The sequence below is a fragment of the Enterocloster bolteae genome (assembly GCF_002234575.2).
GTDB classification, from domain to species: Bacteria; Bacillota; Clostridia; order Lachnospirales; family Lachnospiraceae; genus Enterocloster; species Enterocloster bolteae.
This window is the reverse complement of the sequence record NZ_CP022464.2, coordinates 3,131,455-3,158,449: the sequence shown is the minus strand read 5'-3', so window position 1 is coordinate 3,158,449 and position 26,995 is coordinate 3,131,455. Positions and strand designations below refer to the sequence as shown.

Here is a 26,995-nt window from a genome sequence, read left to right as displayed (position 1 = left end):
ACATATGTTACTATAAATATAGAAAACGCAGGAGGTTGATTATGGCACAGGATAAAATTACTTCTAAGCAGCAGGAGATTTTAGAATACATCAAAGAGACTATTTTACAGAAGGGATATCCGCCGGCTGTGCGGGAGATTTGCGAGGCAGTACATTTAAAGTCCACCTCTTCCGTTCACTCCCATCTGTCCGCTCTGGAGGATAAGGGCTACATACGGCGTGACCCCACCAAACCAAGGACCATTGAGATTTTGGACGACACCTTTAATTTTAACCGCAGAGAGATGGTGAATATCCCTCTCGTCGGAACCGTAGCAGCCGGAGAACCCATTCTTGCAGAAGAGCGGATTGAGGACTATTTCCCATTCCCGGCAGAGATTCTTCCCAACTCTGAGACGTTCATGCTGAAGGTTAAGGGCGAAAGCATGATTGGCGCCGGAATCCTGCCCGGCGACAAGCTGATTGTGGAGCAGTGTCCCACTGCGGCAAACGGGGAGATTGTTGTGGCCCTGGTGGATGATTCAGCCACGGTCAAGCGTTTTTATAAGGAGAACGGACATTACCGCCTCCAGCCGGAGAACGATGCCATGGAGCCTATCATCACGGAAACCGTAGAGATTCTTGGCAAGGTCATTGGCCTGGTTCGTATGATGTAGCGGCAGGGATGATGTGTCTTTTGCATCATGATATAGCAGGCCTAACGATTTATAGGCATAATATATTCCGGATCTGTTACTGTTATATACCGCTATCACACACTGCTGCAACTGCACAAACAGGAACCGCTGGTGTATTGTTATCCTTACACCGCAGTTCCTGTTTTTAAGATTCATCTCTATGCCCTCAGAGACATGAGCATACATACTATTACTTATCTAATAAGAAGAAAAGTTTACCTGATTCCAGTATAATGTATTCTTCTTTTATCATCAGCGTTGTCAGCGCCTCTCCAACCATATCTGAGCCGTCAATGATATTCACAATACGGAACGATTTGTTTTTATGTGCATAGAAATAGCTGAGCTCCTGGACCTGTATTCCACTATCTTCCTTTTTCATATTCTTTACGGTACCATTTTCCATAAATTTTTTTATTATTTGGAAAACATATCTGTTCTCTGCCTGCTCTGTTTTGTAAATACAAAATTCCATTCCCATAATCCAAAGACTATTATTATACGGCATATCAACTGCCAAGCGTGAATCAATAATAAAGAGACGGCCCTTATGCCTAAAATAACAATGGTCATAATCATAAGGCATCCGGTTATTCTCATCCAAGAGTAATAGCCTGGTCACATCATTGCCAATATCCACCCGTTGTCTTTTGCCGCATATTTTCTCTTTAAGCCATCTGTCTACATATGGGCTGTTTTCCAAATCAAACAGATTTATTCTCATTTGTTCTGTTGTAAGAGGTCTTTGCAGTTTGTCATCATCAATTTCTTTACCAAAGAAATGCTCCATTTTTTGCTTATAGCGCCTGCATCCCATGACAGCAGCTGTTCTCTTCAACTTATTGTATGCATCACTACCTATAGTTAGATATATTTGTGTTAAGTATCGTCTTTTTAAATATTGGCCAATTGTCTGGCCTGCAGCTATCTTAAACACTAATCTAACCTGCTGTTCACTGTAGCACAGCGAATCCGCCAAATATTGAATGCTCATTTCTTTCATTATTTTAGTCTCAGCAACTTTTATAATCTTTGTTACTTCTTCAATAATCGTTTCCTCTAACATATTTACTCTCATTACCTTTTTCTCCTAATAATTAAATTATTGTAAAAAGCAAAACCGGTCTTATTTTTATTGGCCTTATTCTATTAGCCCTGTTTATATTTCATTTGTCTCCCTTCGTTTTATAGCATAACATAAACATCTGTCGTTTTTCGCTTAACATATTTGATTGAAAACAGGAGAAAACAGTATCACTTATATATAAAAAACGGATATACGAAGGTCTTATCATTCCAGACCTCATATATCCGTCCCTCATTGGATTTAATTCATTTTCATTCATTTCCAACTCTTACACATTACAGCTCATTTACATCCACAAATGTCTTTCCATCTCTCCAGATTCGCTCCAAATCATAGAACAATCTGTCTTCCCTGCAGAAGATATGGACTATCACATCCTTGTAATCCATCAGAATCCAGTTTGCGTTCTGGTAGCCTTCAATCTGCTTGCACTCGCAGCCTGCCTTTTCCAGAATTTCCTCCACATTATCAGCCATGGCCTGCACCTGATTGGGGTTGCTGCCGTCAGCGATTATAAAATAATCTGCCAGAACTGATACGGACTGGATGTCAATAATTTTAATGTCCTCTCCCTTTTTATCGCTGAGAGCCTGATATGCCAGTTTCACCATTTCCTTTGAGTTCATCGCGTTCTCCCTTCACTTTCTTAAAATATTCATATGCCTGGGCTGTCATGGGGTCAATACTTCCGCCCTTTTTTTCCAGGTAATCTAAAGTTCCCGCCAATATGGCATACATGGTCTCATCCAGATCCTCATACGCCATCCGCCTTATCATTGGCAGATTATCGGCCTTGTAGCGCCTGGGTTCTATATAATCCGCTATATAGAGGATTTTATCCAGAGTCGTCATCTCCGGCCGGCCTGTGGTGTGGCAGCCGATGGCATCCAGTATTTCCCGGTCCGTAATCTGGTACTTGTGCTCCGCCAGCCATGCCCCGTATTTTGCATGGAGCACAGGCAGGGCCTTGTACTCCGCGTCCGTCACTTCCAGACCATGTTTCAGGCATTTCTTCAATATGATATCATCCGAATACCGCTTCCCGCAGTCATGCATCAGTCCGGCCAGCTCTGCCTTGTCCAGGCTGCAGCCGTAACGCATGGCCAGGTTCATGCAGGTGTATGACACGCTGAGAGAATGCTCGTAGCGCATGGGCGCCAGCTTTCTCTTAAGGCTTTTCCTGTATAACATAATCTGGCTGCATTGGTTTTCCATACATTCATTCTCCTTTGCCGGCCAGGACCGGGGTCTTGACGCCGCCACCGTACAGTCCATGGTCCTTAATATATTCTTCCACTGCATCCGGCACAAATCCATGGATGGAATGTCCGTCAGACACGGATGCCCTTATTTCCTCCGAGGACACATCCATCTCACGGCAGCGGATGGGGTAAATCTTTGCCCCATACCTGGCAGTCAGGTATTCAATCTGCCTGTCAAAGGGCTGGTGGTCATCATGATAGGCACGCCCGGCCACCAGAAGCACTGCCAGCTTCATGACCAGCTCCGGGTGGAACCACTGTTCGATCTGATACAGGGAATCTGCTCCTATGATGAAATAGAACACGTCCTCCCTATATTCCTCACGCAGCAGGGACAGGGTCTGGGCGGTGTAGGTATTACCCTTACGCCTTAGTTCAAAATCCGAATACAGGAAATAGGGAGTATCTGCAATGGCCAGTTTAACCATACGCTCACGCATCTCTCCCTCAGTGATTTTATGATCTTTTTTATGGGGCGGATTTCCTGTGGGCATGAACCAGACTGCATCCAGTCCAAACTGCTCATAAGCTTCCCTGCCCAGCCGCAGATGACCATTGTGGATGGGGTCAAAGGTGCCGCCCAATATTCCTATTTTTGCCAAACAAATCCCTTCTTCACATACCTTTACCGGATACCTGCCTGTCTATTTCTCCGGCAGCACAATCTTACGTTTCTTTTCCTCTTTGGCAGGACGGTAAAGAACGATTTTCCTGCCAATGACCTGTACCACCTGTGAGTGTGTGCGCTCTGCAAGGACATCCGCGATGGAACCGCCGTCGTCCAGACAATTTTTCAGCACTGTCACCTTAATCAGTTCCCTTGCTTCCAGTGCCTCGTCCACGGCCTGGGTAATCTCAGGCGTAAGGCTGGATTTACCAATCTGGAACACAGGATCGATGTTCATAGCCAGGCCTTTTAAATAGGCTCTCTGCTTGCTTGTCATAATAACTCCTTCTATTTGTAATAATCAAACTCCAGCCCATACATACGGACCGTATCGCCTTCCTCTATGCCAGCCTTCTCCAGGTCGTCCAGAACTCCCGTATTCTTAAGGAACTTCTGGAAGAAATCAAATCCCTTCTCAGAATCCAGATTGGTGTATCCAAGCATCTTGTCGATTCTGGGACCTTCCACCACATAAGCGCCGTCATCCGCCCTGGTAACCGTATAAGGCAGGTTTCTGTCGCCCTGGTACTGGACCTCGAATTCCTTCTCAAACACAACAGGCGCATCATCCACTGTTTTAAGAAGGTCATTGATATGGTACAGAAGCTCCTTCACTCCCTGTCTGCTGACAGCGGATATGGGGAACACCCTGATTCCCTTTGGCTCGAATTCGTTTCTCAGCTCGTCAAGTATAATCTCAGTGTCTTCTTCTGCATACACCGCATCCATCTTGTTGGCGGCAATCACCTGGGGACGCTTTAACAGCTCCGGATTATAGGCTTCCAGCTCCCGGTTAATGGTCCTTATGTCCTCCAGAGGATCCCTGCCCTCCACGGAAGCTCCGTCCACCACATGGACCAGGACCTTGGTGCGCTCAATATGCTTTAAGAACGCATGTCCCAGGCCGATGCCTTCAGAGGCGCCTTCAATCAGGCCCGGAATATCAGCCATGACAAATCCGGCTCCGTCTCCCAGGTCCACCACGCCCAAATGGGGATTCAGGGTGGTAAAATGGTAATTGGCTATCTCCGGCTTTGCGTTGCTGACAACAGACAGCAGCGTGGATTTTCCCACATTAGGAAAGCCCACCAGGCCCACGTCCGCAATGACCTTAAGCTCCAACTGCACCCACAGCTCGGCACCGGGCTGCCCGGGCTGCGCGTACTTGGGCACCTGCATGGTCGATGTTGCAAAGTGCATATTTCCAAGACCGCCCCTGCCGCCCCTTAAGATGACTTCCCTCTGGTTGTCACCTGACATGTCGGCAATGACCTTACCCGTCTCGAAATCTTTAAGCACGGTTCCCTCAGGCACCTTCACAATCAGGTCATCGGCATCCGCTCCATGGCAGCGTTTCTTTCCGCCCTCCTGGCCATCCTTTGCAATATACTTACGCACATGCCTGAAATCTACCAGGGTATTTTTTCCTTTGTCTACCTGGAAAATGACATCGCCTCCACGGCCGCCGTCACCTCCGTCAGGACCGCCATTGGGAACATACAGCTCGCGTCTGAAGGACACATGGCCGTCTCCGCCCTTACCGGATTTAATAAATATTTTTGCGCTATCGGCAAACATACACAGTACCTCCTGTGGTGTGAAAAAGAGCCCCATACGCTAAGTATGGAGCCCTTCGAAATTATTCGTTGATTGCCCTTGGGTATACAGAAACCTGCTTTCTGTCTCTGCCCTTTCTTTCAAACTTAACAACTCCGTCTACTAAAGCAAATAAGGTATCATCGCCACCCCTGCCTACGTTGTTGCCAGGATGAATGTGGGTTCCGCGCTGTCTGTACAGAATGTTGCCAGCCAGTACGAACTGTCCGTCGGCTCTCTTAGCGCCAAGTCTCTTGGCCTCGGAGTCTCTACCGTTCTTGGTAGAACCAACACCTTTCTTATGAGCGAATAACTGAAGGTTCATCTTTAACATGTGTTACACCTCCTTAAACTTCACGTTAATATATGATTTCCCATAATCCCTCTCAATATTCTGAAGTCCCAGAATAAGAGAGTTCATCAGGAGTTTTGATTCAGGACTTATATCTGAAGTGAAACGGAATTCAAACGAACCGCTCTCTCCCGCCCCGCCTTCAAATCCATCTTCCGTAAATGCCTCCACTGAATTGAAAAAGTTAAGAGCCAGAGCCGAAACCGCCGCACAGATGATATCCTCACCCTCATCGGCATAACCGGCATGTCCCTCCATCACAATCCCTGTGTAAACAGCATTGCCTGAATCTGTGGAATTCTTGAATACGGTTGCTTTAATCATATCATTTACAATTAAGCGTTGATTTTTTCAATCTTCACCTGGGTATAGAGCTGTCTATGGCCGTTCTTCTTGTGATAGCCAGTTTTTCTCTTATACTTGTAAACGATCACTTTTTTAGCCTTACCTTCCTTCTCAACTGTTGCTGTAACAGTTGCGCCGGAAACGGTTGGGCATCCAATCTGCAGCTCGCCGTTATTTACAACCAGCACCTGGTCAAATGTTACGGTCTCGCCTGCGCCTGCGCCCAGTCTCTCTACCTTAATGACATCGCCTTCTGCTACCTTGTACTGCTTTCCGCCTGTTGCTATAATCGCGTACATGAAAGGCACCTCCTATTATCATTACTCGCCAGCTTCGGTGACCTGCTTTCTTCCGTGGAATACTGGCAGACTCTTACAACCCCGCTGTGCGGCATACTGGTATATCATAGCATTTTCCTTTTCCGATGTCAACCGGAATTTCCATATTTTTTTGTCATTTTTTTGTCACTTTTACGGGCCTCATTCAGTCAGACACCCGCTCGATTGACCCGGCATCAAAAAGCTCCAGATACTGCCCCTCTGCGATGTTGACCGTGACCGGCTCAAACAGCGCGGCGTATTCATCTATATAATCATAATAATATCTCACGTCGTTATAAAGGGCGTAATACCCGCTGCCAAAGGTAAGGGGCGTAATGCGGTATGTGCCCGGTTCCATATCCCGGCCAGCCTTGTACATACCGGTGGTTCCCAGGGTAATGCCCGCCCGGTCTGCCTCCACCGCGTACCCTTTTGTGATTACCAGATGCTGTCCTTTGTAAAGGGTAATCAGTCCGTGGTGCTGAAACTGGAAGGTTCCAATGCGCCGCTCATCCGTATCATCCTTATATAAAGTAATGGTACAGGTGGAATAGGCGTTCTGTTCCGATGTGTCCTCCGTAAAAACCGCATATTCTCCCGGCAAAATATCCTCGCCAACGACATAGCTTCCCGGTCCATAGGTGACTGTGCCTTCCGAAGCCTCCGTCTCAACGGCCCATGATACAGCCGGATACGCAAACGTCAGGGAGAACGCCAGAATCAGGGCGCCGGCGCCCTTTATGCCTTTTAAACCCTTTGTACATCTTACCAATCCGTCTCCTCCTTCACGGTGATTTCCATACACGCCAAAGGCGTACCATCATAAATTTCTTATGGAAATCATACCCCGCCGGTCCGGATTCGTCAATAAAAGTCACTGTTTTTTCACTTGTTTTTCACAAATCTCAACTGCGTTTCCAGGTTCCCGGAGACAGAAGAACCAGCATGGGGAACAGCTCCAGCCTTCCGGCCAGCATATCAAATATGAGCACGGTCTTGGACAGATAGGACATCATGGAATAGTTGGATGCCGGACCCACCACAGACATTCCTGGACCAATGTTGTTTAAGTTGGCGGCCACTGCGGAGAAGGATGTCATAAAATCATAATTGTCCAGACTCACAATCAGGGTGGATATGCCGAATATCATGAAATACACAATAATATAAGCGTTAAGGGACCTGAGGGTATTATGCTCCAGAGGCTTTCCCTCAAACTTCAGCACCTTTACGCTGCGGGGGTGGATAACCGATGCCATCTCCTTTTTTATTTCCTTAAACGCAATCATGACACGGGATACCTTCATGCCTCCGCCCGTACTGCCGGCACAGGCGCCGATAAACATGATGAGCAGCAGGATTGTTTTGGAAAACTCCGGCCAGCTGTTGTAATCAATGGTGGAGTATCCCGTTGTGGTGATAATGGAGGAAACCTGGAACGCCGCCTGGTGGAATGCCATAAACAGGGACGGGAACAGGCTCCTGATATTGATGGTGATGAGCAGGATGGCAATGGCCACCACAGCCAGATATCCCCTCAGCTCCTCACACCGCCCCGCATCCTTGGGCCTGCGTATGAGCAGCAGGTAGTACACATTGAAGTTCACGCCAAAGAGCAGCATAAAAATAGTGATGACAGCCTGCTGGTACACCGTGTAATCCGCCTGCCCTGAATTACGGCAGGCAAAGCCTCCTGTGCCGGCAGCCCCGAAGCTCATGCATATGCTGTCAAATAAGGGCATTTTTCCAAGCAGCAAAAGGATCATCATGACAATGGTCATGCAAAAATAGATGGAGTACAGCAGTTTGGCGGTAATACGGATTTTAGGCACCAGCTTTCCCACGGAAGGGCCCGGACTCTCGGCCCTCATAATATGCATGTTATAATCCCCTGCCATGGGCAGAATCGCCAGGATGAACACCAGAATTCCCATGCCGCCAATCCAGTGGGAAAAGCTTCTCCACATCAGGGTGGCATGTGACATATCCTCTACCTTGGGAATAATACTGGACCCTGTAGTGGTAAAACCTGATACGATTTCAAACATGGCGTCAATGATATGGGGAATCTCCCCGCTTATGACAAAGGGCATGCACCCGAAAAAGCTCAATACAATCCACCCCAGGGAAACCGTCACAAATCCTTCCCTGGCAAAAAACATCTTTGTGCATGGCTTCTTCCTGGTGCACATAAATCCCAGCAGACCGCAGACAGCCGCAACGCCCAGATAAATAAAGCCAATGCTTTCCCTGTAGACAACAGCTGTAACAACTGGCAGTGTCATGAAAATGGCTTCCATATTCATGATCCAGCCCAGCATATAAATGATTATACTTCGATTCATGTCGTCCCGCCCGCCTTTACATTAAGATATCCTTCAAATCATTAAGCCCTGTATGGGTGGTCACAATGATGACTGTGTCCCCTGCCTCCAGGGTATCCTTGCCTCGGGGCATGATAATGCGGCCGTTGCGGTTGATGCATGCCACCAACAGATTATTCCTGGTCCTCAGCTTCTCCAGCGGAATCCCCAGCACAGGCGAATCTCCCCTTACCCTGAACTCCAGCGCTTCGGCCTTGTCGGCCACGATTTTATACAGAGTCTCTATGTTGCTGCCCATGGAGTTCTGCATGGCCCTTACATACTGCAGGATGATGTCGGCTGTCAGCATCTTGGGGTATATGACGCTTCCCAGGTTCAGGGCGTTGATTACATTTTCAAAGGCTATTTTATTAACCTTGGTGATCAGCTTGGCCCTGGACTGGCTGGCCGCATATAAGGACAGCAGTATATTTTCCTCATCAAACCCCGTAAGGGAGGCAAATGCTTCCGTCTGACGGATACCTTCTTCCAGCAGCAGCTTCTGGTCCGAACCATCCCCGTGTATAATCATTGCATGAGGAAGAAGCTCACTTAAGATCCTGCACCGCTCCTCGTCCTGCTCAATAATCTTAATTTTTATCTTGGTATCAGCCAGGGCCTTGGCCAGATACACGGTCAGCTTTCCTCCGCCCACAAACATGGCGGAATTAACCGTGTTGTTCTCGATACCCGCTTTGCGGAAGAAATCAGCACAGTCTGCATGGGGCGCAATAAAGGATATCTTATCTCCGCCTCTCATCTCAAAGTTGCCGTCCGGTATCACCACATCATCCCCGCGCTCCACGGCGCAGATCAGCACATTGCTCTTTAACCGGCTCACCACGTCCATTACCTTCATGCGGTCCAGAATGGAATCCTTGGGAATCATGAATTTAAGGAGCTCAATTCTGCCCTTGGCAAACAGCTCAATCTTAATGGCATTGGGAAAACGAAGCAGTCTGGCAATCTCCCTGGCGGCAGCCAGCTCCGGATTAATGGCCAGTGAAAGGTTCAGTTCTTCCCTGATATAGTTGATTTCCGCTGAGTACTCAGGATTGCGGATACGGGCAATGGTATGGCAGTTGCCTGCTTTCTTTGCAATCAAACAACAGAGCATGTTAAGCTCATCTGAATTGGTGGTGGCAATCAGCAAATCCGCTTCCTTGATTCCCGCCTCCATCTGCACCTGGTACACGGCCCCATTTCCGGTAACGCTCATGACATCTGTACTGTCTGAAATAGATTGGAGCGCTTCGCTGTCGCAGTCAATCAGTGTAATATCGTGGTTTTCCCTGTTCAGCTGCTCTGCCAGTGTGGTTCCCACCTTACCGCAGCCTACAATTATGATTTTCATATTTCTTCCCCTTTATCCCCTGTGTATTGTCATATTCAGACCTGTTCGTGGAGCGGCTTTCTCACTTTCTTTCTGGTGAGCTCCACCAGGTTCAAAGCCGTCATATCCACCACCGTGGTCTTTACCGGGTCTCTCGAAACAACTTCTACTAAATGGGCAAGAAGGGCCTTCCTGTCCTCCTCCCTCTCCATATCAATAAAATCCACAATGATGATACCGGAAAGGTTGCGCAGCCTAATCTGCCGTCCAATCTCATCCGCAGCCTCCATATTTATCTTGTATATGGTGTCCTGCATCTTTTTTCTGCCTGAGTACTTCCCTGTATTAACATCAATAACCGTCATGGCTTCTGTGGGCTCTATGACCAGGTATCCCCCGGACTTCAGCCATACATTCTTACCCAGTGCCTTTTCAAAAGCAGTTTCCAGGCTGTAAAGCTTGCCAAGGGGCAGAAGGCTGTCCTCATAAAGGGTCAGGCGTCCCGCGTCTTCCTTCTGGCACATTTCCAGATATGCCTTCAGCTCCCTGTGGTACTCAGGAACATCTGTAATAATTTCTTCCAGGGTCCCGCCGAAGGAATCCCGTATAGCCGCTATATAGCCCGGCAGCGCCCTGTAAAGGCAGCTGTAGCAGACTCTGCACCCAGCTTCCGCCGAAAGCCTTTGCCATGTCCGCATCAGCTCAGCCAGTTCCTCCCGCACAGCACATTCCTCCACCGTAACTGCGTTGGTCCGGACAATAATGCCCAGGTCCTTAGTTCCTGCCAGGTCACATTCCAGAAGTTCACGAAGCCTGGCTTTGTAGGAGGCATCACGTATTTTCGCGGAAAAACCGATTCCGGTCTTTCCCACAGTCAGCACACAGTACCGCCCCGTAAAGGACAGACGTTCCGTGACCACCGGGGCCTTTGATTTCACAGCATCTTTGCTGACCTGCACCACCAGCTCGTCGCCGGTCTTAAGACGTTCCGGCTTCCACCGTTCCTGCAGGCTGTAATATCCGGTACATCCCGGTCCTATGTCAATAAAGGCGGCATTGATATTGCTTACCACCTTCTGCACCTTGCCGATATAAATATTGCCCAGCAGGGAGTCGGCGGTATCCGGCTCCAGCATCAGCTGGCTTACCTTTCCGTCTGATACCACGGCCGTACAGACCTTATCCCCCCGCCGGGTCACTACTAATTTGTCCATTATCTGATTTCCTCACCCAGCTGTTCCAGAGAGATAAAGGAGTGAATACCGGCTTCCTTCTCAGCATCAGAGGCCCTGTCCGCATATACTTCTTCCCTCTGTACCATAAAGGCAAAGGGCGGCCGCTCCTTTCCCAGGAACCCGTAATACGCATCCAGCACCTGTTCCGGTTTCACATTGGCAGCGCTGCCTGCGGATATTTTCATAAACAGACGGGGGCCTTCCATTTCGCCATCCCCCTCAGGACAGATTCTGAGCTCATAAACCAGGGGCTTTAGATCCATCTCCTTATCACCGCGCTTGGTTTTCTTTGTCACCATGACGCTGGGACGCTCAAAAAAGGCAATAAGCCCCTGAAACCACGTTTCCTTATCCATGTCCTCTGGCTCGTATCCCGGTCTGAAGGCCAGGGTATAATCCCCGGCCCCGACTATGGACATGGCATTGGCCGCGTCATCCGGCAGACCTCTGTAGCTTACGACCTCAAAGCCTTCCGACATCACCCCGTTCAGACATTTCTTCATGGTTTCCGAATCTTTGGTGGAGGACACCTCTATGTCCACGTATTCCCCGTTGCTGGTATTTCCCACTCCCAGAGGGGCCGCAAAGGACATGATCTGATGAGGGGAGAATCCTCCGCTGTAACATACATCCACATCCGCCCTGCGTATGGCCTTCTGGAAATAACGCATCACGTCCAGGTGACCGATGAATTTCATTGTTCCATATTTTCTGAATTTAATCCGAATTTTCATTTATCCTATTCCTTTACGGTTTCATAACAGACGCCGCAGCCAAAATCTCTGGCTCCGCAGCCTGAACATCTCTGACGGCAGTTAGGCGTCACTTCTTCCTTCACGGCATGGTTCCACTCACGGATCAGGAATTCCTTTGATACGCCAGCATCAATGAAATCCCATGGGAATACCTCATCCAGGCTTCTCTCCCTGGTGGTATAAAATCCGATATCCACGCCGCAGGTCTCAAAGGCCTTCATCCATACATCATTCTTAAAATATTCAGACCAGGAGTCATAGATGGCCCCTGTGCGGTAAGCTTCTTCTATCACGGCCCCGACCCTGCGGTCGCCTCTGGCCAGCACACCCTCCAGCACGGTAAGCTCCGCCTCATGCCAGTTATATTTAAGGCTCTTGAAGTTTTTCATCTCGCGGAACTTGCCCCGGACGATATTGGCTCTCTCAATAAATTCTTCCTTTGTACACATCCTGGCCCACTGGAACGGTGTAAAGGGCTTTGGCACAAAGAAGGAGGAACTGGCTACAATCTGTACCTTTCCGTTTCTCCGGTCCTTGGGGATATCATAGTATGCTTCCGCAATCTTTTCAGAAAGCAGCGCAATTCCCTCCATATCCTCCACTGTCTCCGTGGGCAGACCCAGCATAAAATACAGCTTTACCCGGTTCCAGCCTGATTCAAAGGCATCTGTTGCTCCCTTCAGTATCACTTCTTCGGTCAGCCCCTTATTGATGACGTCACGAAGTCTCTGGGAACCCGCCTCCGGCGCAAAGGTAAGGCTGCTCTTTTTCACATCCTGCACCTTGCTCATGACGTCCAGAGAAAATGCGTCGATGCGCAGGGAAGGCAGGGATATATTCACGCCTTTGCCCTTGAATTCGTCAATGAGGAAATTGACCAGGCCCTCTAACTGGCTGTAATCGCTGGAGCTTAAGGAACTTAGGGATATCTCCTCATGGCCCGTGCTCTTTAACATGTCGCTGGCATAGTGCTTCAGATATTCCAGGCTGTGCTCTCTGAGAGGCCTGTACACATCCCCGGCCTGGCAGAACCGGCACCCGCGGATACAGCCCCGCTGAATTTCCAGCACCACCCTGTCCTGGGTCACTTTGATAAATGGCACCAACGGCTTTTCAATATATCCCACACTGTCCATGTCCGTTACCACTTGTTTGGTAACCACCGGCATGGCATGTTCATTATTCGGCAGAAAACATTCAATGGTACCGTCTTCCTTATAGGTCACATCATAAAAAGCAGGCACATAGATGCCCGGTATCTCCGCCGCCATTTCCAGAAACTGCTTTCTGGTGCCGCCGGCCTTCTTATTCTCCTTGTAGCGGTCCATAAGCTCAAAATATACGGTTTCGCCCTCTCCGATATAAAACAGGTCAAAAAAGTCAGCCAGCGGTTCCGGATTGTATGCGCAGGGCCCGCCTCCGATAACAATGGGGTCATTTTCCGTTCTGTCGCATGTATGGAGCGGAATCTGTGAAAGGTCCAGAATCTGAAGCACGTTGGTGTAGCACATCTCGTACTGGAGAGTGATTCCCAGAAAATCAAAATTCTTTACCGGCTCCTGGGTTTCCAGGGTAAATAGCGGTATCTTCTTCTCCCTGAGTATGGGGTCTAAGTCTGTCCACGGGGAGTAAACGCGCTCACAGCAGATGTCCTCCCTGCTGTTGAACATGGAATACAGAATCTGAATGCCCAGGTGGGACATACCGATTTCATACACGTCGGGGAAACACATGGCAAAGCGGACATCCACTTTTTCAGGGTCCTTAATCACCATATTTACCTCGCCTCCGATATAGCGGGCGGGTTGTTGAATGCTTAGTAATATCTCATCATTTAAAGCTAGTTTTCTCATGGTTTTTCCTTATTTATTGTGCTGTTTACACAGTATTTTTGGCTTGTAGCAAGGGCCGGTCCAAATCGAAAAGAGCCGGAGTTCAGGTCCTTATTTTGCTCTTTTCTGCTCCTTTTTCACCCCTTTTTCAAAGAAAATCAGGCCCCTTTATTTTAATTACGACATTTTTTACCCCAACTATATAACACGGGTTAAAACATTATGCCACAATGCCTAATTATAAGGCATTTCACAGTATTAAGCAACACCATTCGGCAGTAGTTTCATTTCATATGATTAATTTCATTATAAGCACTCATGCGATATGAGTCTTCCTGTTTTGTTATTTTCCCCTGCTTCCCTTACTTCCCTTATAAAGCAATCCATATTTTCATACGAAAGCTTCAGGCTGTCACTCTTCCACGGTTCGTTTTACCATATGCATTTTCACGGCATAACCTTTGGTTCACTACTTCGTGATTGATAGCCCGGACCTAGTTTCTTACTCAATAAAAGCATGGCTCATAATATAAAACTCTTCCTGGCTCGGCTGATATTTCTTTTCCATTTTTTCTAAGGTATTATCATATTCCTGTGCTTCTTCCTCAGAGATTGCCATAACAGGGCTGTCATAATAGAACCATTTTCTGCCGTCCAATTGATTGGGGACCAGTTCCTTCACCATCATCGCAGCCGGATACTTCCCATTTTCCATACAGATATTCAATTTCCTGCTGCTTTTAAAACCGCAGCCCACATAGTTCATCGGACTTCCCAGTATGACAACCACATCATAGCCAAGCAGAACGGCCTGTTCAAAGGAATGCTCAATCAGCATCCTTCCGTACCCTCTTCTCTGATACTCAGGAGCAATACTGACCGGACCAAAGGTTAGGATTTCTTTTTCTGTTCCGGCTTCATCAACCAGCCGGGCTTTTGTATACATAATATTCCCAATCACCTGTCCGTCCAGTTCAATCACAAAATCCAGCTCTGGTATAAAATCCTCATGACCGCGCATGATGTGAACCAGATAATGTTCCGCACATCCCGGTATATATAGATTATAAAATGCCTTTCTTGTAATTTCTTCAACGACCTTGTAATCACGTTCTTCTTCATTTCGTATCGTTATCATATCAACTGCTCCTCTATACCTTTATTTAGAATTGGTTATCCCTTTAATCATATCTTTTTAATCAGTCCCGCATTCCTGAAATATAATGATAAAACTCTGTCTAACTGCCGTCAGCCCGTTCTGTTTCTTCAGCCTTCGCTGTGTCTGCATATAACTCCAGGCCACTGTCTGCAATTCACCAGCCTTCTCTTGTCCAAGCAAGTTCGCAAAATGTACCCGGCAAATCATTGGTAAATGTATGGCTGTTGCCTATAAACAGAAAACGTGCTCCATCTGTGACAGTGTGTTCAACCTGCGATGCTCTCGTTAATTCCCCTCCACCCTTGTTAATACGCCAATGCCCGCAATATATGCGGGCTTGTAATGCTTGTAAAGCCGAAGCTTTGATTGTTCTTTCGTTTTACCATATATACAGGCGAAAAAATATCATATTGTAAAATTTTCTAATACATTGCAGAAAACTCATGATATTATGATAACTGATATTATGATAACCGCTTTTAGGATAAGCCAATAGCAGGAGGGATATACTTGACAATTAGTAAATTAATCTATATGCCGTTCTTAACGATTCAGCTGCTGCAAAGCCGGCTTACGCGCAGCAGCCTCAGCACAGATCAGCCCGGCAATATACTCTGCTGTTTCCTCTGTCAGAAGGAAGAGCATTCCGTCATTACGGCATTTTTTTTGTGTCTCTCCATTCAGAGAATAGACGAAACCTTTCACGCATGTATCACTGCATGCATCAGGGTCAATAAGTCTCTTGCAATCACGGGAAGCCGCCATTTTCTTTTGCATGTGGGCAGGCAGAGCGGCGATGACCTCCTCATACCTGCCGGCATTATCTCCGTAAATGCGTGCCCAGATACCGGTCTTGCGAAACACCCAATTCATTACGGTTTTCTTCTCCAGCTGGTATGTGGCAGTGTATCCGCTTTTGACTTCCTTGATTACAAGTTCACACCCCTGTTTCAAAAGTTTGTCATTCAGCTTCTCCACAAATACACGATGCTCCGGCGCAACTGCCAATAGAAATTCATTAAATGAAGTCTTTGCCATTATCCTTTCCCTTTCTTAAATACAAATTAGTCAGACGAATATCCCCATCCAGCCCTGCCTGCTGTTCAAGGCAACCGCTTTTTCTGCTGCATCCTCCGTAATCAATCCCATCCGTTGTGTGGCAGGAATGGAAATATGGCGGTGTCTCACCCTAAGATTACGCCATAAATAAAATACGCATCACATGCGCGGGCATATAAGTCAAATTTGAAATGTTCCATATGTAAATCCTCCTGCTGCTATAAACTGTTCTCTGGACTAAAAGCAAAGAATGCCTGTACTTTTTCCTGCGTCCTCTACTTTATCATTTCCTTAACAGGCAGCAGCAGATCAATCTGTGTATCTTCCATTTTCGCCCCATTATTCATAAGGTTGTAATAATTTAATATTTCCTCAAAGCATGGACCGCCGGCCTCTTCGTATCTTTCGCTTTCTCTGGCCCACTCCTGAAGCAAACTCCAATCCTGAAAACTCCAGTCCCTCAATACATGGGCAGCATACATCCCGCCGCCAAACGTTTTTTTAACCAGAGGCGGCTTAACTTCCATATCCTCAGGGATTGATACCCATGCTTCATATGCGGTGGGAGCTGCTCCGGCTTCCACTCTTAAATCTGCTCTGGAACAATCAAATCCCATCCCTCTGGCATCGGGTTTTAGTTTCAGCAATTCCGTTTCGTAAACAAATTTCTCAATCATACCGGTGGCTTCCGGCCCCACTCCATACTCAGCTTCCCCTGAAAAGCGGGCTGTCTCCGGGATTAATTTTTTGATACCATGCTGACAGTCTGCATTTGTTCCATAGTGTTTATACTTTTCTCCTAAATTAAGTATAAAGCACGACACGGTATTCGTGTCAAGAAAAACTTTACACGGAACTTAACTGCCAGCAGAAAAGATTTACAATCCTCATCTGCGCGCTGATTCCTGTGGAAGTTAATAAGGTATTCTAATCATCACCCCTTAGGAATATTAAAATAGACCTGACCAGCCTCCAGCGGCACTCCTTTGGCCGCATACATCTCACTGACCGTAACAAACTGGTAGCCCTGGGCAGCCAGAAGGGGGATGACCGTCTCAAATGCCTCAGCCGTGGCGGAATAAAGGTCGTGCATCAGTATGATGCTCCCATCCCTTGCCTGGGAGAGCACAGAGGCTGCAATGGCATCCTTATCCTTACTGGACCAGTCCTGTGTATCTATGTTCCACTGAATCATGGGGTAAGATACCAGGCCCGGCACCTGGCCCTTAAAGGCGCCGTAAGGCACACGTACCAGTTTTGGCCGGAAACCTGTTACAGCCTCCACCGCATCGTTGGTCATCTCAATCTGGGAGGTCACTTCTTCGGGAGAAATTTTTTCCAGATTCTTGTGGTTAAATGTATGGTTTCCTATCTCGGACCCGGAATCCCGGATTCTCTTAAGAGTGTCCTTGTAGTCATTAACGCGGCTTCCTACTATAAAAAAGGTAGCCCTGCCCCCGTAAGCCTGAAGCGTGTCCAGAATTCTGCTGTCCACACTGTAATAAGGACCGTCATCAAAGGTAAATGCAATCATGGGCTTGGAGACATCCGCAGGCCCGGAAACAGGGAACAGCTCATTTCCGCCGCCTGCCGGGCCTAAAGACGCTTCTCCTAAAGGCGGTGCTGCCTGCACCACGTTACCCGGTCCATCGCTGGAGACCGCGAAGGGTGCAATGGTCTCCGGTGTCTGCTGCTGACCCTTTTCAGAATCAGGCAGAAACGGCTCCAGGACGATTCCGGACGGCGGTTCTCCTGTTTGTATTTCTTTGGAAGCCAGACCTCCTGTTATGCCTTCTTTTGTTTCAGGACCTGCTGTCTCTTCCTGTTCTTCTTTCTCCGGTTCTCCTGTTTTTGATAAAACGGATGAATCGGACGGATTGTCCTTTGTTTGACTGCTTTCTGCCGCTATCCAGGCAGCGGGACCATTGCTCCTGTCCGCCATCACATTCTTTCCATAAAAAAACAGTTGTGCACATCCAATCACAACTGCCAGAACCAAAACCAGTTTCACACCAAACTTCAGAGTGGACTTTACTTCCTCCTCCCGCATCTTTGCCTGCCTGGTCTTACTGATTCGCTTCATTGCATTTTGTCTGTCCTGTGTTTTTAAGTTTTTAGGGATTTTACTGTTTGTATTTTTTCTGTTGTCAGTCCCTTTTATATTTTTTTTGGTATCTTTAGACATAAATTCTGGTCTCCTGTGTATTTTAAATGCAGCCAGCCTTTGACCAGCCCGTCTATTGTAAACAAATTAAGCGGCGCTGTCCATGGATTTAAAGAAATTGAAAGAATATGTAACAAAAATTCATACAGGAACAGATCCCTCTATGTAAGAATAAATCGGACATCATAACCGCGCTGAACATTATGAGAAAAAACTTCGCAAGGTAAAACAGACCGAAAAATTTGCGAGAAAAAATATCATGAGAAAAAATATCCTTAAATCAATGTCGTTTCTTGAAGAATCTTCATTTATATGGTAGAATTATCCATAAGAGGTATTTTATGGCAATACTACGGGGTTAGAGACATATATCATATGGGATTACCAGGAAACGGGGACGTACTGTGAGAAACGAGAAACTGATTGCACTTATGAATTTAAAGGGCATGACCCAGGCAACCTTATCAAAGGAGACACACATACCTGCCAGCACTTTGAAGAGAATCATAAACGGAGAAAATCAAAAGGATAAAATGGTTCACATGGAATCCATCGCAAAGGCACTTGGCACTTCCGTTCATTCCATTTTCGACATTCCGTTGGAAACGCCTCTTGCCGCAGCGCTGCGCCCGGACGAGGCAGGGGCATCTGTCACCAAGCTGCTGACTTCAGATGAATCGCTGCTCATTTATTGGTTCCAGAACACATACCGGGAAGGTCAAGCGGCTATCCTCAAACGGGCCAAGGAAGAATATAACAAAACACAAAACGAAATATTAAAAAAAGTAACTTCTCTTGATAAACCAAAAGATAATCCCGGTGATTTCGACCAACTGTCCCTTGAACTCAGAACGTAACGAGGCTGCGATGAATTAAATCTCATCGCAGCCTTTCTGTATTTACCTTTTTTATTTTCGCTTCACGGTTTATATAGAGTTTTTTTCTCATGCCTTAAGCATCTTTTTTTGGCTGACTGGGCGCCCTCTTAATTTGCAGCGGCATTCTGACCCCCATAGGATTGAGAATCACGCCCTTTGCCTCTTCTGTCATGATTTGAGGTATTTTATCAGCTGTTACCACAAGGGGACGCAGTTTTCCCTCCCTGTTAAATTTCTGAAATTCCAATATATCTGTAAAGATAGCCTGGAATAACTGTTCGTTGACTTTGACAGCAGCCAGCCCCTTTCCCTCCTTCTCCACAGGAACAATAAAACTGCCCTTGCTGAAACCATTGGAAATCTCATCCTGCCACTCTTTTATTTCCGGAAGATTCTCCTGTCCCGGTTTTTTTCTAAGTTCCTGCATATAATACAGCATCGTCAGATGAAGGGACGGATTCTCCACCCACACCTTCTCCCCTGTCTCCTGTCCCTGCTGCTTATTGCGCTTCACAAAGTCCTGCAGCTGAATCAGGCTGTTCCTCCCGCCGTCTTTCACCAGCAGAGCATTAACCCCAAGGGTGTAAAGGCTGGTGTAAAAGATTAAAAACTGCTTATTCTCCAGCTTCATGGGCCTGACAGGCGTTCCCGCTTCTGTCTGTTCTTTTGCCTCCTCTACAGCTGCCTGGGAGTCAAAGAAAACTATGATCTCATCATCATATGTTTCCTGGTCGCAGACCACATAGGGTTCTCCTGTACACATGGAAAGCAGAACATATAGCTCCCCTGCATTTTTAAGACGGTACATGATTTCCTGTTTTTCTGCAGCTTCATTCGGTTTCATTTGTTTGTTTCTCCTTTATGTTATTATAATTTGCCGGTTCCCTCCCCCCGGTCTTTTCCCGGTCCGTCTTTTTCATCAGCTCCTCAAAGACATCCTCAGGCATAGGCTTCCCAAAAAAATAGCCCTGTACGTAATCACATCCGATTTCTCTGAGCCGTTCCAGCTGTTCATCTGTCTCCACGCCTTCCGCCACCACGCTCAGGTTCATCCACCGCGCAAGGCTCATGATGAAACGCAGGATTCCCTGATTCACTGGCTTGGCTGTCTCGCTCTGGATAAACTTCATATCCAGCTTCAGTATATCGAGAGGCATCTGGTTCAGCATGTTTAAGGAGGAGTAACCGCTTCCAAAATCATCCATCTCAATGATGAATCCCAGCTCCCTGAGGTGGGTTACTGTATCAATGATTTGTCCCGGGTTTTCAGTATAAGCACTCTCTGTAATTTCCAGATGAAGGCGCGACGGCGGCAGATTATATTTATGTACAGTCCTCAGAAGGATGTTGGCAAGGTCCGCATTGTAGATATCAGCCCTGGACACATTCACGGACACAGGTATCTGCGGATACCCCTTACTGTCCCAGTCACGCAAAAAAGCGCAGGTGCGGTCCCACACATACTGGTCCAGCTGTGTGATGAATCCATTTCTCTCGAACAGAGGAATAAATTCCCCGGGCGACTGGAACCCCCATTCCGGATGAATCCACCTTACCAGAGCCTCTGCTCCTGACAATTCCCTATCCTTCAGCCTGTACTTTGGCTGCAGGTACACAATGAACTGCCCCTGAGCCAGGGCATCTTCCATACTGTCCGTGATGGCCTGTTCCCTAAGCAGCTTACTGCGCAAGGCATCATCATAGGCTGCAAAATGCCTTCTGTACTGCCCCTTAATGCTGCGGACCGCCAGCAGTGCGCGGTCGCACATCTGTTCCACAGATATGGAGCGGTCATCAATATGGTAAACTCCCCATTTCATCACCATATTTTTCACATTGGACATGGCATTAATCTGATTGCCTGCCTCCGCAAACAGCTGCTCTGAGTAGTCAAGGCGGCGCTCCGAAAGACAGGCAAACTGATCCGCATTAATCCGGCCGCAGATACCCCATCTGCCAACCTGCTTTGAAAACATGGCGGCCACATTGACCAGAAGCCTGTCCCCGGAAGGCACTCCGAATATGTCGTTGACAAGTTTAAAATTCTCTATGTTGGAATATATAATGTCATACTCCTGCTCAGGATGAGCGGCCAGGGTTTCCTTTACACGCTGGTAAAAAAATTCTTTTGAGTAGAGTCCGGTCAGCCGGTCATACTGGATCAGATTTATCATGGCGGCTGTTTCCCTGAGCTTGATGATATTGGCAACACGGTGCAAAATAACCTGGGGTTTATAAGGCTTTGCCACAAAGTCTGTGGCCCCGTGGGAAAGAGCAGTCACTTCATCGGATTCATCATCACTCTGCGTGGTTACGATGACCGGTATGGATGCCAGCGCCGGATCCTCCTGCATACGGGCAAGGAAGGTATACCCATCCATCACAGGCATAATGATATCCAGAAGAATCAACGCGATTCCATCCCTGTATTTTCTCAGAACCGCCAGGGCAGCCTGTCCGTTCTCCGCTTCCAGCACCTCATATTCCGACGAAAGAATGGCGCTCAGCATCATACGGTTTATCTCATTGTCTTCCACAACTAAAATTTTTCTTTGTGTGAACATTAATTTCCCTCTTTTCAAATGATACACAGCTTTGTCTATTGTACCATATCTGAAAACCCTTGCCAAGTAATCCCTGACGATGCTGTTACTTTCATTGTGTTTTCCGGATATTTCTGTTATTATCATAAATGCACAGTATGCTGTAAGCATGAAACGGGAAAGGAATATAAAAATGAAATCGACCGGTCTGTCACTAAATGATTATATTGATGCAACAGATGGTATCATTGATACCATCTGGGAACTCCGTCTAAAGGAGGAGGAAGTATATGTCTGGAGGGACCGTACCCTCCCCTCCACCACAGGGCAGACCCTTGATTTGGAGCAAACGCTGAGGGAGCTGTCAGAGCATAATGTATATGGTCCGGACCAGGCCATATGGAATGAATTCTTCTGTACAGAATCCCTGCGCAGCTTTTTTGCAAGCGGCCGGAAGCACAAACGCATAGAAATCCGCTTTATCGGAGCGCCCTATGGGTTCGAGTGGCATGAAATTTATTTAAGTACCTGTCCCCATTCCGGATGCAGCAGTGACAGGCTTCTTTTATTCGCCCGCCGGATTGAGTCAGAAATGAGGTCCCATCTGGTGGAGATGGCGGCCCAGGATGACTATGATTATGTGACTTACATAGATGCAAATACAAACCACCTTCTTTTTGTCAATAGTTTTGCGACAAGTTTTTAAAAAATATTATGCCGTGATTTTCTCCAACTCTTCTTTAAATAATTCTTCTGATGTTTTGAAACCGAAAATGCCCCGTGGGTATGTGTTTATCCAATTTTCTATAAACTCAATGTCCCTATCTTGCTTTTCGTCAAAATCTTCCCCTTTAGGGATATGGCGGCGGATTAGTTTGTTGGTGTTTTCGTTGGTCCCTCTCTCCCAACTACTGTATGGGTGGCAATAGAATAGATATGTGCGTTTCTCCCCTGGTGTCAACGCTGAACGCTCCATGCCCTTACAATCCGAAAACTCCACGCCATTATCTACCGTGATGCTTCTAAACACTTTAGAAAACATATCTCCCCATTTTCTTTCTAAACGGTCCATGGCATCCACCACGCTTTCCGCCTTTTGGTCTTTCAGTTTAAATATAATCTCGTCCCTGGTCTTTCTCTCTGTTAATACAAGCATACATGATTTTGTAACGCCTTGTTTGCCCTTTACTGTGTCCATTTCCCAATGTCCGAATGTTTCACGGGTTGCCACTTCATCCGGGCGGTTCTCTATGCTCTCCCCGGCTGCTGCCCTCTTCTGCACCTGGACTTTCTTATTTTTCTTTTTCTTCTTGCCCTTAACGGGTAAATGCTTGTTGGTAAGTTTAAGGAATATGCCGTTATCAATATAGCGGTATAGGGTTCTTACGCTTATAGTGGTACTAAATTCTATTCCGCTTGTGGCTACTGCTGCCAACGCCGCTTCCGGGCTATATTTATTTTCCACAATCTTATTTTCTATGTATTCCGCCAATTTAATATCATTGCCTATTTTAATGTTTCTGCCTTTGCCCTGGGCGTTCCAATCATGGGTCTGCTGCCCCTTATCACTACTATAACGCACCTCTTCCGTATAGTCTGAATTTCTATGTACATACTCGCCCCGTTTCATTTCTCTGTAAATGGTGCTTCTGTGAACGTGCAAATAATCCGCAACCTCTTGTACGGAATGACCTTTGTTAAGTAGTGTTTCCATTGATATTCTATCATTTTGGCTTAACTGTCTGTATTTTCTACCCATAAAAATAACCCCCTTGATACGGCAATAGGGACAACCCGGAATAATCCGTTGTTGTCCCCGTCTGTTTCCTATGCTTCTTTCCTTATTCTGTGATTTCCTCTTTATAGGTTATTTCAATGGTAATACTAAATTCTTTTTCTAATTCATCATAGTAATATACATCTTTCCCGGCATCATACCTTAGTCTTTTGTAATTTCCGCCGGAAACCTCGGACCATATATTTTCTATATTTCCTTTCTTTAAAAGGTTCTTTACTTTGCTTACGCCGCCTTTTTTAATATCTCCAATGTGGGTATTACACACAAATACTTGTAGTTGTTCCACCCCCCCCCCCTCACAAGATGTAGGGGTTATTGTGGCTTTTTCGTTCAATTCATATTCATAAATATTTTCATCCGTCCTATCATCTTCTATAAGGTCTTTCTTTTTTAACTTGTAATCCTCGTTTTTCTCCACAAGGTCCATAATATCTTCCATGTGGTCTTTTATATTATCCAGGATGAACCGTTGACTTTTTACAATGTATCTTGGCTTTTTTTCTTCCGGCATCTGTACGGGCTGCGGTTGTACTGCTGCCGTGTTCTTTTTAGAAAATAGGTTACTAAATAATCCCATGTTGTGTTCCTCGCTTTCTTCCGTGCTACTCTTCTGTTTCCGTTGCCGCTTCCATTGCTTCCATTTTTTCTTTTACCGCTGAATACACAAACTCATTTACACTTGTCCCTGCTGCTGCCGCTTTTTCCTTTATTACTGCTTTTTCTCCCTTTGGCACAAGTAATTCCATGCGGTCGTAGGTTTTCTTTTTATATTCGTTCTGATATTTCGTTTGGTCGAACTCTTTTTTTATTTTTGGCATTTACGCCCTCTTCCTTTCTCTTGCCAAATGGTGTATAATACTTTTTACAGTTTAGGGCGGCTTTGGCAAGTCCACCGCCCTTTCTGTTTCCCTAAAGCCTTACTTATTAAGTAGGGCTTTTACTCTTTCTTTGGCTTCTGCCAGGTCCTTGCACTCGTTTAAGATTTCAAGTATTTTCCTGGTCTGATTTTCTTCTGCCGTTTCTTTAAGTAACTCGCCTACGTTCATATCCTCGTCCATAAAGTTCTCCTTTCTATGCTTGCCCATTACTCATTAAGTTTGTGTATCTCCCTTAACTGTCTTTATTATATAACATATTCCGTACTATGTCAATACATATTCCGTACTATTTTAAATTTATTTTTATGTGCAATAAGCCCGGCGGAATGTGCCAGGCTTAAAAGTGCGTGTATTTACCATTGATAAAATCACAGAAACAACGGGTTTCAATATATAGTTGCATCATATAGGCGTTTTGGGTTTCCGGGCATTGGTCTAAACGATTGTGTATATAAGCAATGCACCCTTGCCCGGTGTATTCCTCATTGCTTCCCCGTTTCACATTAAAACGTGGGTCAAAACTTGTCAGACAGTACCGCAACGCCTATTGTTGCAACCCCTCAACGGTTTATAGTGGCTTGGGACACTCGCACCCGTTCACGGTGTGGCCGTTTTAGTTGCCGGGCGGCTATTGTTCCGCCCTGTATTTTTTCAATGCTTCTACTGCCATTTCTATGTTATATTGTGCTTCCTCTTCCGTTAAATTTTCCTTTTTCTCGTATTCTTCCATTTTTTCAACAAAATTTTTATGTGCTTCCTTAAAATTCCCCGGATTTAAAAAAACATCTTCCATTATCATGTAATATTTTACCGCTCTTGCTAATTCTTTTGTAATATCCATGTTTTCCCTTTCCGCCGGGGACTTTGCCCCGGCTCAATGCTTATAGTGCAGTTTCGATAAACTCAACCGCTGCCTTTATGGTTTTGAATGTGTGGAACTCTCTAAAGCCTTTTCCCTCTCTTACTGATACATGGTAAGCACCACGGCTTCCAATCATTCTTGTTATATCATATCCCTTTACTGTTTTTACTACTTCCCACATTTTCTTTTCCTCACTTTCTTTGTGTTCCTCTCTTAACTGTCTTTATTATATTACATATTCCGTACTATGTCAACACATATTCCGTACTATTTTAAAAATCTTTTAAAATAAAGAAAAAAGCACACTTTTTAAGGTGTGCTTTTAATTCCGTGATATACATTATTTCCTTGCTCTTTTGGTAGCCAAATTCCTAAAGGCGGCGTTGCTTATGCTGCTGCTAAATTGGCGGCGTTTACTGCTGCCGTTACGGTGCTACCGATACCAATAACAATTCTGTCATTCTTAACCTCGATAACATCATATTTACTGTACCAACACTTAAACATATTACCGTAGTAATCATAAGCATTGATAACCTTTACTTTCTGCCCTACCTTGAAACCGTGGGCGTTCTCTGTTTCTTCCTGGGTCGGAATGTCGGTTGGTGTTTCCGCATCCGCCGGGGCTTCTGCAATCTCTTCATCCTTTGCAATGTTGGCGGCGTTTACTGCTGCCGTCACGGTGTTACCGATACCGATAACAACACGGTCCCCGTTTACCTGGATAACATCATATTCATCATAATAGGTTGCGAAACGCACCCCGTTGTATGTGATGTTATCAATCACTCTTACCTTGTCCCCCACCTTGTAACCGTGGGTTTCCTTGTTTGCCGGTCCCTGGTTCTCTCCGTCCCATGTGTCATACTGTGTAAGGTTGTAAGAATTGATGATGTTCATTACATTCTTGATGTATGTAGGACTTGTTGCATATCCGCCGTTTTTGATTGCGGTAATGGCACTTTCGGCGTTTCCGTTGTTTACCGCTCCGGCATAACGGGAACTTCCGCAAATCAGATTGTAATAATCCGCCACACTCTCTTCCAGGCTATCATAAGCACGGAAAGCGGCGGTAATCTGCGTGTAGGTCTTGCCGTCATAGCACTCGTTTGTTTTGCTACTGTAAACCTTGCCTTTCCAACTGCTGCCGGCCTTGATGCCAAAAAACGCATTGGCTTTTGTCATAAGCCCGGATGTTCCCCACCCGGTTTCTAATGCTGCCTGTGCGATACATACGGACGGTAAAACCCATTTATCACGGGTTAAATATTCTTTTCTTGCAATTGCTGCCAATTTCGCAATAAAGGCGTTTACCTGGTCTTTTGTTGCCATGTCTTATTCCTCGCTTTCTTCTTTTTCTTCCGCTTTCGCTGCGTTCTTGTCCCTTAACTGCAAAAGCACATCTTTTAACTGCTGCGGTATGTTGATAAATTCCGCCGCATTTTCCAAAATAGAAAGTGCTTCATTGCAGATAAAGAAAACAATAACAATTTCCCTTAATGGTATTGTGTCCCCGGTCATTCTCTGCACGTTGTAGGCAACTGCGATAACCACAAATACCATGATTTTTTTTACAATCCCCTTAAATCCGATTGCACTTGAAAGTTCTTTTTTATAGACTGCTTTCAAAATGCCCGTGAAATAATCCAGGATAGCAAAAAGCAATATTGTGTATAACATCACATCCCAACCGCCGAACAACGAAACGATAAAACCGCCAACCAATCCACCAATCACGGAAATAAAGTTAAACATTTTCTCCATTGTTCCATGCTCCTTTCCTTGTTTTTTACAAGTAAATCATATAATGGAACGGCTTTTTATTCTGAC

The 26,995-nt window shown here is 46.1% G+C and carries 32 protein-coding genes; 3 read left to right on the top strand and 29 right to left on the bottom strand.

Going from position 1 to position 26,995, the window contains the following annotated elements; all coding sequences use genetic code 11:
* The first annotated feature begins 41 nt into the window (after window positions 1–41).
* On the top strand, window positions 42–656 hold the full coding sequence (gene lexA / locus CGC65_RS14810) for a transcriptional repressor LexA (RefSeq protein WP_002567621.1): 615 nt from the start codon (window positions 42–44) through the stop codon (window positions 654–656).
* A gap of 211 nt (window positions 657–867) precedes the next feature.
* On the opposite strand, the gene CGC65_RS14805 is transcribed toward lexA, so the two are convergent.
* The 19 genes from CGC65_RS14805 to CGC65_RS14715 all read right to left on the bottom strand — a co-directional run bounded on the left by CGC65_RS14805 (window position 868) and on the right by CGC65_RS14715 (window position 18,227).
* A complete protein-coding gene (locus CGC65_RS14805; protein ID WP_002567619.1) occupies window positions 868–1,755 on the bottom strand; it encodes a hypothetical protein in 888 nt (295 codons plus the stop codon).
* 284 nt (window positions 1,756–2,039) lie between these two features.
* The gene (gene rsfS, locus CGC65_RS14800; RefSeq protein WP_002567618.1) at window positions 2,040–2,390 is read right to left on the bottom strand and encodes a ribosome silencing factor; all 351 of its coding nucleotides are present in this window, start codon (window positions 2,388–2,390) and stop codon (window positions 2,040–2,042) included.
* A complete protein-coding gene (gene yqeK, locus CGC65_RS14795) occupies window positions 2,341–2,979 on the bottom strand; it encodes a bis(5'-nucleosyl)-tetraphosphatase (symmetrical) YqeK (RefSeq protein WP_002567617.1) in 639 nt (212 codons plus the stop codon). The genes rsfS and yqeK overlap by 50 nt, the downstream gene beginning before the upstream one ends.
* A gap of 4 nt (window positions 2,980–2,983) precedes the next feature.
* Window positions 2,984–3,628, bottom strand: a complete 645-nt coding sequence (gene nadD / locus CGC65_RS14790) for a nicotinate-nucleotide adenylyltransferase (RefSeq protein ID WP_002567616.1) — start codon at window positions 3,626–3,628, stop codon at window positions 2,984–2,986.
* 42 nt (window positions 3,629–3,670) lie between these two features.
* Window positions 3,671–3,970, bottom strand: a complete 300-nt coding sequence (gene yhbY, locus CGC65_RS14785) for a ribosome assembly RNA-binding protein YhbY (protein WP_002567615.1) — start codon at window positions 3,968–3,970, stop codon at window positions 3,671–3,673.
* 11 nt (window positions 3,971–3,981) lie between these two features.
* A complete protein-coding gene (gene obgE / locus CGC65_RS14780) occupies window positions 3,982–5,271 on the bottom strand; it encodes a GTPase ObgE (protein WP_002567614.1) in 1,290 nt (429 codons plus the stop codon).
* A gap of 61 nt (window positions 5,272–5,332) precedes the next feature.
* Complete coding sequence (rpmA, locus tag CGC65_RS14775) at window positions 5,333–5,623, bottom strand: 50S ribosomal protein L27 (RefSeq protein WP_002567613.1); 291 nt, start codon at window positions 5,621–5,623, stop codon at window positions 5,333–5,335.
* A gap of 3 nt (window positions 5,624–5,626) precedes the next feature.
* Window positions 5,627–5,965: a ribosomal-processing cysteine protease Prp gene (locus CGC65_RS14770; protein ID WP_002567612.1), complete on the bottom strand. Its 339-nt coding sequence runs from the start codon at window positions 5,963–5,965 to the stop codon at window positions 5,627–5,629.
* Window positions 5,966–5,976: 11 nt separating this feature from the next.
* Window positions 5,977–6,285, bottom strand: a complete 309-nt coding sequence (rplU, locus tag CGC65_RS14765) for a 50S ribosomal protein L21 (RefSeq protein WP_002567611.1) — start codon at window positions 6,283–6,285, stop codon at window positions 5,977–5,979.
* Window positions 6,286–6,469: 184 nt separating this feature from the next.
* Window positions 6,470–7,078 (bottom strand): hypothetical protein, encoded by a 609-nt coding sequence (locus CGC65_RS14760; RefSeq protein WP_002567610.1) that lies wholly within the window; start codon window positions 7,076–7,078, stop codon window positions 6,470–6,472.
* A gap of 133 nt (window positions 7,079–7,211) precedes the next feature.
* A complete protein-coding gene (locus tag CGC65_RS14755; RefSeq protein ID WP_002567609.1) occupies window positions 7,212–8,651 on the bottom strand; it encodes a TrkH family potassium uptake protein in 1,440 nt (479 codons plus the stop codon).
* 16 nt (window positions 8,652–8,667) lie between these two features.
* Window positions 8,668–10,023: a Trk system potassium transporter TrkA gene (gene trkA, locus CGC65_RS14750; RefSeq protein WP_002567608.1), complete on the bottom strand. Its 1,356-nt coding sequence runs from the start codon at window positions 10,021–10,023 to the stop codon at window positions 8,668–8,670.
* 35 nt (window positions 10,024–10,058) lie between these two features.
* A complete protein-coding gene (locus CGC65_RS14745; protein WP_002567607.1) occupies window positions 10,059–11,216 on the bottom strand; it encodes a ribonuclease E/G in 1,158 nt (385 codons plus the stop codon).
* Window positions 11,216–11,971, bottom strand: coding sequence for a TIGR03936 family radical SAM-associated protein (locus CGC65_RS14740; protein WP_002567606.1), 756 nt, complete (start codon window positions 11,969–11,971; stop codon window positions 11,216–11,218). Before CGC65_RS14740 ends, CGC65_RS14745 begins: the two co-directional genes overlap by 1 nt.
* Before the next feature lie 5 nt (window positions 11,972–11,976).
* Window positions 11,977–13,845 carry a TIGR03960 family B12-binding radical SAM protein gene (locus CGC65_RS14735; protein WP_002567605.1) on the bottom strand — a complete coding sequence of 623 codons (1,869 nt, stop codon included), beginning with the start codon at window positions 13,843–13,845 and terminating at the stop codon, window positions 11,977–11,979.
* A gap of 481 nt (window positions 13,846–14,326) precedes the next feature.
* A complete protein-coding gene (locus CGC65_RS14730; RefSeq protein WP_002567604.1) occupies window positions 14,327–14,962 on the bottom strand; it encodes a GNAT family N-acetyltransferase in 636 nt (211 codons plus the stop codon).
* A gap of 564 nt (window positions 14,963–15,526) precedes the next feature.
* A complete protein-coding gene (locus tag CGC65_RS14725) occupies window positions 15,527–16,021 on the bottom strand; it encodes a hypothetical protein (protein ID WP_002567603.1) in 495 nt (164 codons plus the stop codon).
* Window positions 16,022–16,317: 296 nt separating this feature from the next.
* Window positions 16,318–16,719: an effector binding domain-containing protein gene (locus CGC65_RS14720; RefSeq protein WP_002567602.1), complete on the bottom strand. Its 402-nt coding sequence runs from the start codon at window positions 16,717–16,719 to the stop codon at window positions 16,318–16,320.
* Between the two features lie 257 nt (window positions 16,720–16,976).
* The gene (locus tag CGC65_RS14715; protein ID WP_002567601.1) at window positions 16,977–18,227 is read right to left on the bottom strand and encodes a polysaccharide deacetylase family protein; all 1,251 of its coding nucleotides are present in this window, start codon (window positions 18,225–18,227) and stop codon (window positions 16,977–16,979) included.
* A gap of 383 nt (window positions 18,228–18,610) precedes the next feature.
* Between CGC65_RS14715 and CGC65_RS14710 the strand changes: the two genes are divergently transcribed.
* Window positions 18,611–19,063, top strand: coding sequence for a helix-turn-helix domain-containing protein (locus CGC65_RS14710; protein WP_002567600.1), 453 nt, complete (start codon window positions 18,611–18,613; stop codon window positions 19,061–19,063).
* Between the two features lie 94 nt (window positions 19,064–19,157).
* Here CGC65_RS14710 and CGC65_RS14705 read toward each other — a convergent pair whose 3' ends face one another.
* Together CGC65_RS14705 and CGC65_RS14700 are read right to left on the bottom strand one after the other, a co-directional pair.
* Window positions 19,158–19,928 carry an SseB family protein gene (locus CGC65_RS14705; protein ID WP_002567599.1) on the bottom strand — a complete coding sequence of 257 codons (771 nt, stop codon included), beginning with the start codon at window positions 19,926–19,928 and terminating at the stop codon, window positions 19,158–19,160.
* Window positions 19,915–21,648, bottom strand: coding sequence for a putative bifunctional diguanylate cyclase/phosphodiesterase (locus tag CGC65_RS14700; protein ID WP_002567598.1), 1,734 nt, complete (start codon window positions 21,646–21,648; stop codon window positions 19,915–19,917). The genes CGC65_RS14705 and CGC65_RS14700 overlap by 14 nt, the downstream gene beginning before the upstream one ends.
* Window positions 21,649–21,820: 172 nt before the next feature.
* On the opposite strand from CGC65_RS14700, the gene CGC65_RS14695 reads away from it, so the two are divergent.
* Window positions 21,821–22,333, top strand: coding sequence for a hypothetical protein (locus CGC65_RS14695; protein ID WP_235622228.1), 513 nt, complete (start codon window positions 21,821–21,823; stop codon window positions 22,331–22,333).
* A gap of 6 nt (window positions 22,334–22,339) precedes the next feature.
* Here CGC65_RS14695 and CGC65_RS14690 read toward each other — a convergent pair whose 3' ends face one another.
* The 8 genes from CGC65_RS14690 to CGC65_RS14660 all read right to left on the bottom strand — a co-directional run bounded on the left by CGC65_RS14690 (window position 22,340) and on the right by CGC65_RS14660 (window position 26,929).
* Window positions 22,340–23,386: an IS30 family transposase gene (locus tag CGC65_RS14690; RefSeq protein ID WP_007037220.1), complete on the bottom strand. Its 1,047-nt coding sequence runs from the start codon at window positions 23,384–23,386 to the stop codon at window positions 22,340–22,342.
* An 82-nt stretch (window positions 23,387–23,468) separates the two neighbouring features.
* Window positions 23,469–24,002 carry a hypothetical protein gene (locus CGC65_RS14685; protein ID WP_007037221.1) on the bottom strand — a complete coding sequence of 178 codons (534 nt, stop codon included), beginning with the start codon at window positions 24,000–24,002 and terminating at the stop codon, window positions 23,469–23,471.
* A gap of 25 nt (window positions 24,003–24,027) precedes the next feature.
* A complete protein-coding gene (locus CGC65_RS14680) occupies window positions 24,028–24,243 on the bottom strand; it encodes a hypothetical protein (protein ID WP_007037222.1) in 216 nt (71 codons plus the stop codon).
* 99 nt (window positions 24,244–24,342) lie between these two features.
* Window positions 24,343–24,483 carry a hypothetical protein gene (locus CGC65_RS14675; protein ID WP_015516494.1) on the bottom strand — a complete coding sequence of 47 codons (141 nt, stop codon included), beginning with the start codon at window positions 24,481–24,483 and terminating at the stop codon, window positions 24,343–24,345.
* Between the two features lie 448 nt (window positions 24,484–24,931).
* Window positions 24,932–25,144, bottom strand: coding sequence for a hypothetical protein (locus tag CGC65_RS14670; RefSeq protein WP_007037224.1), 213 nt, complete (start codon window positions 25,142–25,144; stop codon window positions 24,932–24,934).
* Window positions 25,145–25,184: 40 nt separating this feature from the next.
* Window positions 25,185–25,346: a hypothetical protein gene (locus CGC65_RS31325; protein WP_007037225.1), complete on the bottom strand. Its 162-nt coding sequence runs from the start codon at window positions 25,344–25,346 to the stop codon at window positions 25,185–25,187.
* A gap of 206 nt (window positions 25,347–25,552) precedes the next feature.
* Window positions 25,553–26,497, bottom strand: a complete 945-nt coding sequence (locus CGC65_RS14665) for a glycoside hydrolase family 73 protein (protein WP_007037226.1) — start codon at window positions 26,495–26,497, stop codon at window positions 25,553–25,555.
* Between the two features lie 3 nt (window positions 26,498–26,500).
* Window positions 26,501–26,929, bottom strand: coding sequence for a phage holin family protein (locus CGC65_RS14660; protein ID WP_007037227.1), 429 nt, complete (start codon window positions 26,927–26,929; stop codon window positions 26,501–26,503).
* Window positions 26,930–26,995: the final 66 nt, after the last annotated feature.

What these genes read in the sequence shown, in the direction of transcription:
- lexA (WP_002567621.1), top strand. Translation starts at nt 42, where the DNA reads ATGGCACAGGATAAAATTACTTCTAAGCAGCAGGAGATTTTAGAATAC.
- CGC65_RS14805 (WP_002567619.1), bottom strand. Translation starts at nt 1,755, where the DNA reads ATGAGAGTAAATATGTTAGAGGAAACGATTATTGAAGAAGTAACAAAG.
- rsfS (WP_002567618.1), bottom strand. Translation starts at nt 2,390, where the DNA reads ATGAACTCAAAGGAAATGGTGAAACTGGCATATCAGGCTCTCAGCGAT.
- yqeK (WP_002567617.1), bottom strand. Translation starts at nt 2,979, where the DNA reads ATGGAAAACCAATGCAGCCAGATTATGTTATACAGGAAAAGCCTTAAG.
- yhbY (WP_002567615.1), bottom strand. Translation starts at nt 3,970, where the DNA reads ATGACAAGCAAGCAGAGAGCCTATTTAAAAGGCCTGGCTATGAACATC.
- obgE (WP_002567614.1), bottom strand. Translation starts at nt 5,271, where the DNA reads ATGTTTGCCGATAGCGCAAAAATATTTATTAAATCCGGTAAGGGCGGA.
- rpmA (WP_002567613.1), bottom strand. Translation starts at nt 5,623, where the DNA reads ATGTTAAAGATGAACCTTCAGTTATTCGCTCATAAGAAAGGTGTTGGT.
- CGC65_RS14770 (WP_002567612.1), bottom strand. Translation starts at nt 5,965, where the DNA reads ATGATTAAAGCAACCGTATTCAAGAATTCCACAGATTCAGGCAATGCT.
- rplU (WP_002567611.1), bottom strand. Translation starts at nt 6,285, where the DNA reads ATGTACGCGATTATAGCAACAGGCGGAAAGCAGTACAAGGTAGCAGAA.
- CGC65_RS14755 (WP_002567609.1), bottom strand. Translation starts at nt 8,651, where the DNA reads ATGAATCGAAGTATAATCATTTATATGCTGGGCTGGATCATGAATATG.
- trkA (WP_002567608.1), bottom strand. Translation starts at nt 10,023, where the DNA reads ATGAAAATCATAATTGTAGGCTGCGGTAAGGTGGGAACCACACTGGCA.
- CGC65_RS14745 (WP_002567607.1), bottom strand. Translation starts at nt 11,216, where the DNA reads ATGGACAAATTAGTAGTGACCCGGCGGGGGGATAAGGTCTGTACGGCC.
- CGC65_RS14740 (WP_002567606.1), bottom strand. Translation starts at nt 11,971, where the DNA reads ATGAAAATTCGGATTAAATTCAGAAAATATGGAACAATGAAATTCATC.
- CGC65_RS14735 (WP_002567605.1), bottom strand. Translation starts at nt 13,845, where the DNA reads ATGAGAAAACTAGCTTTAAATGATGAGATATTACTAAGCATTCAACAA.
- CGC65_RS14730 (WP_002567604.1), bottom strand. Translation starts at nt 14,962, where the DNA reads ATGATAACGATACGAAATGAAGAAGAACGTGATTACAAGGTCGTTGAA.
- CGC65_RS14725 (WP_002567603.1), bottom strand. Translation starts at nt 16,021, where the DNA reads ATGGCAAAGACTTCATTTAATGAATTTCTATTGGCAGTTGCGCCGGAG.
- CGC65_RS14720 (WP_002567602.1), bottom strand. Translation starts at nt 16,719, where the DNA reads ATGATTGAGAAATTTGTTTACGAAACGGAATTGCTGAAACTAAAACCC.
- CGC65_RS14715 (WP_002567601.1), bottom strand. Translation starts at nt 18,227, where the DNA reads ATGTCTAAAGATACCAAAAAAAATATAAAAGGGACTGACAACAGAAAA.
- CGC65_RS14705 (WP_002567599.1), bottom strand. Translation starts at nt 19,928, where the DNA reads ATGAAACCGAATGAAGCTGCAGAAAAACAGGAAATCATGTACCGTCTT.
- CGC65_RS14700 (WP_002567598.1), bottom strand. Translation starts at nt 21,648, where the DNA reads ATGTTCACACAAAGAAAAATTTTAGTTGTGGAAGACAATGAGATAAAC.
- CGC65_RS14695 (WP_235622228.1), top strand. Translation starts at nt 21,821, where the DNA reads ATGAAATCGACCGGTCTGTCACTAAATGATTATATTGATGCAACAGAT.
- CGC65_RS14690 (WP_007037220.1), bottom strand. Translation starts at nt 23,386, where the DNA reads ATGGGTAGAAAATACAGACAGTTAAGCCAAAATGATAGAATATCAATG.
- CGC65_RS14685 (WP_007037221.1), bottom strand. Translation starts at nt 24,002, where the DNA reads ATGGGATTATTTAGTAACCTATTTTCTAAAAAGAACACGGCAGCAGTA.
- CGC65_RS14680 (WP_007037222.1), bottom strand. Translation starts at nt 24,243, where the DNA reads ATGCCAAAAATAAAAAAAGAGTTCGACCAAACGAAATATCAGAACGAA.
- CGC65_RS14675 (WP_015516494.1), bottom strand. Translation starts at nt 24,483, where the DNA reads ATGGACGAGGATATGAACGTAGGCGAGTTACTTAAAGAAACGGCAGAA.
- CGC65_RS14670 (WP_007037224.1), bottom strand. Translation starts at nt 25,144, where the DNA reads ATGGATATTACAAAAGAATTAGCAAGAGCGGTAAAATATTACATGATA.
- CGC65_RS31325 (WP_007037225.1), bottom strand. Translation starts at nt 25,346, where the DNA reads ATGTGGGAAGTAGTAAAAACAGTAAAGGGATATGATATAACAAGAATG.
- CGC65_RS14665 (WP_007037226.1), bottom strand. Translation starts at nt 26,497, where the DNA reads ATGGCAACAAAAGACCAGGTAAACGCCTTTATTGCGAAATTGGCAGCA.
- CGC65_RS14660 (WP_007037227.1), bottom strand. Translation starts at nt 26,929, where the DNA reads ATGGAGAAAATGTTTAACTTTATTTCCGTGATTGGTGGATTGGTTGGC.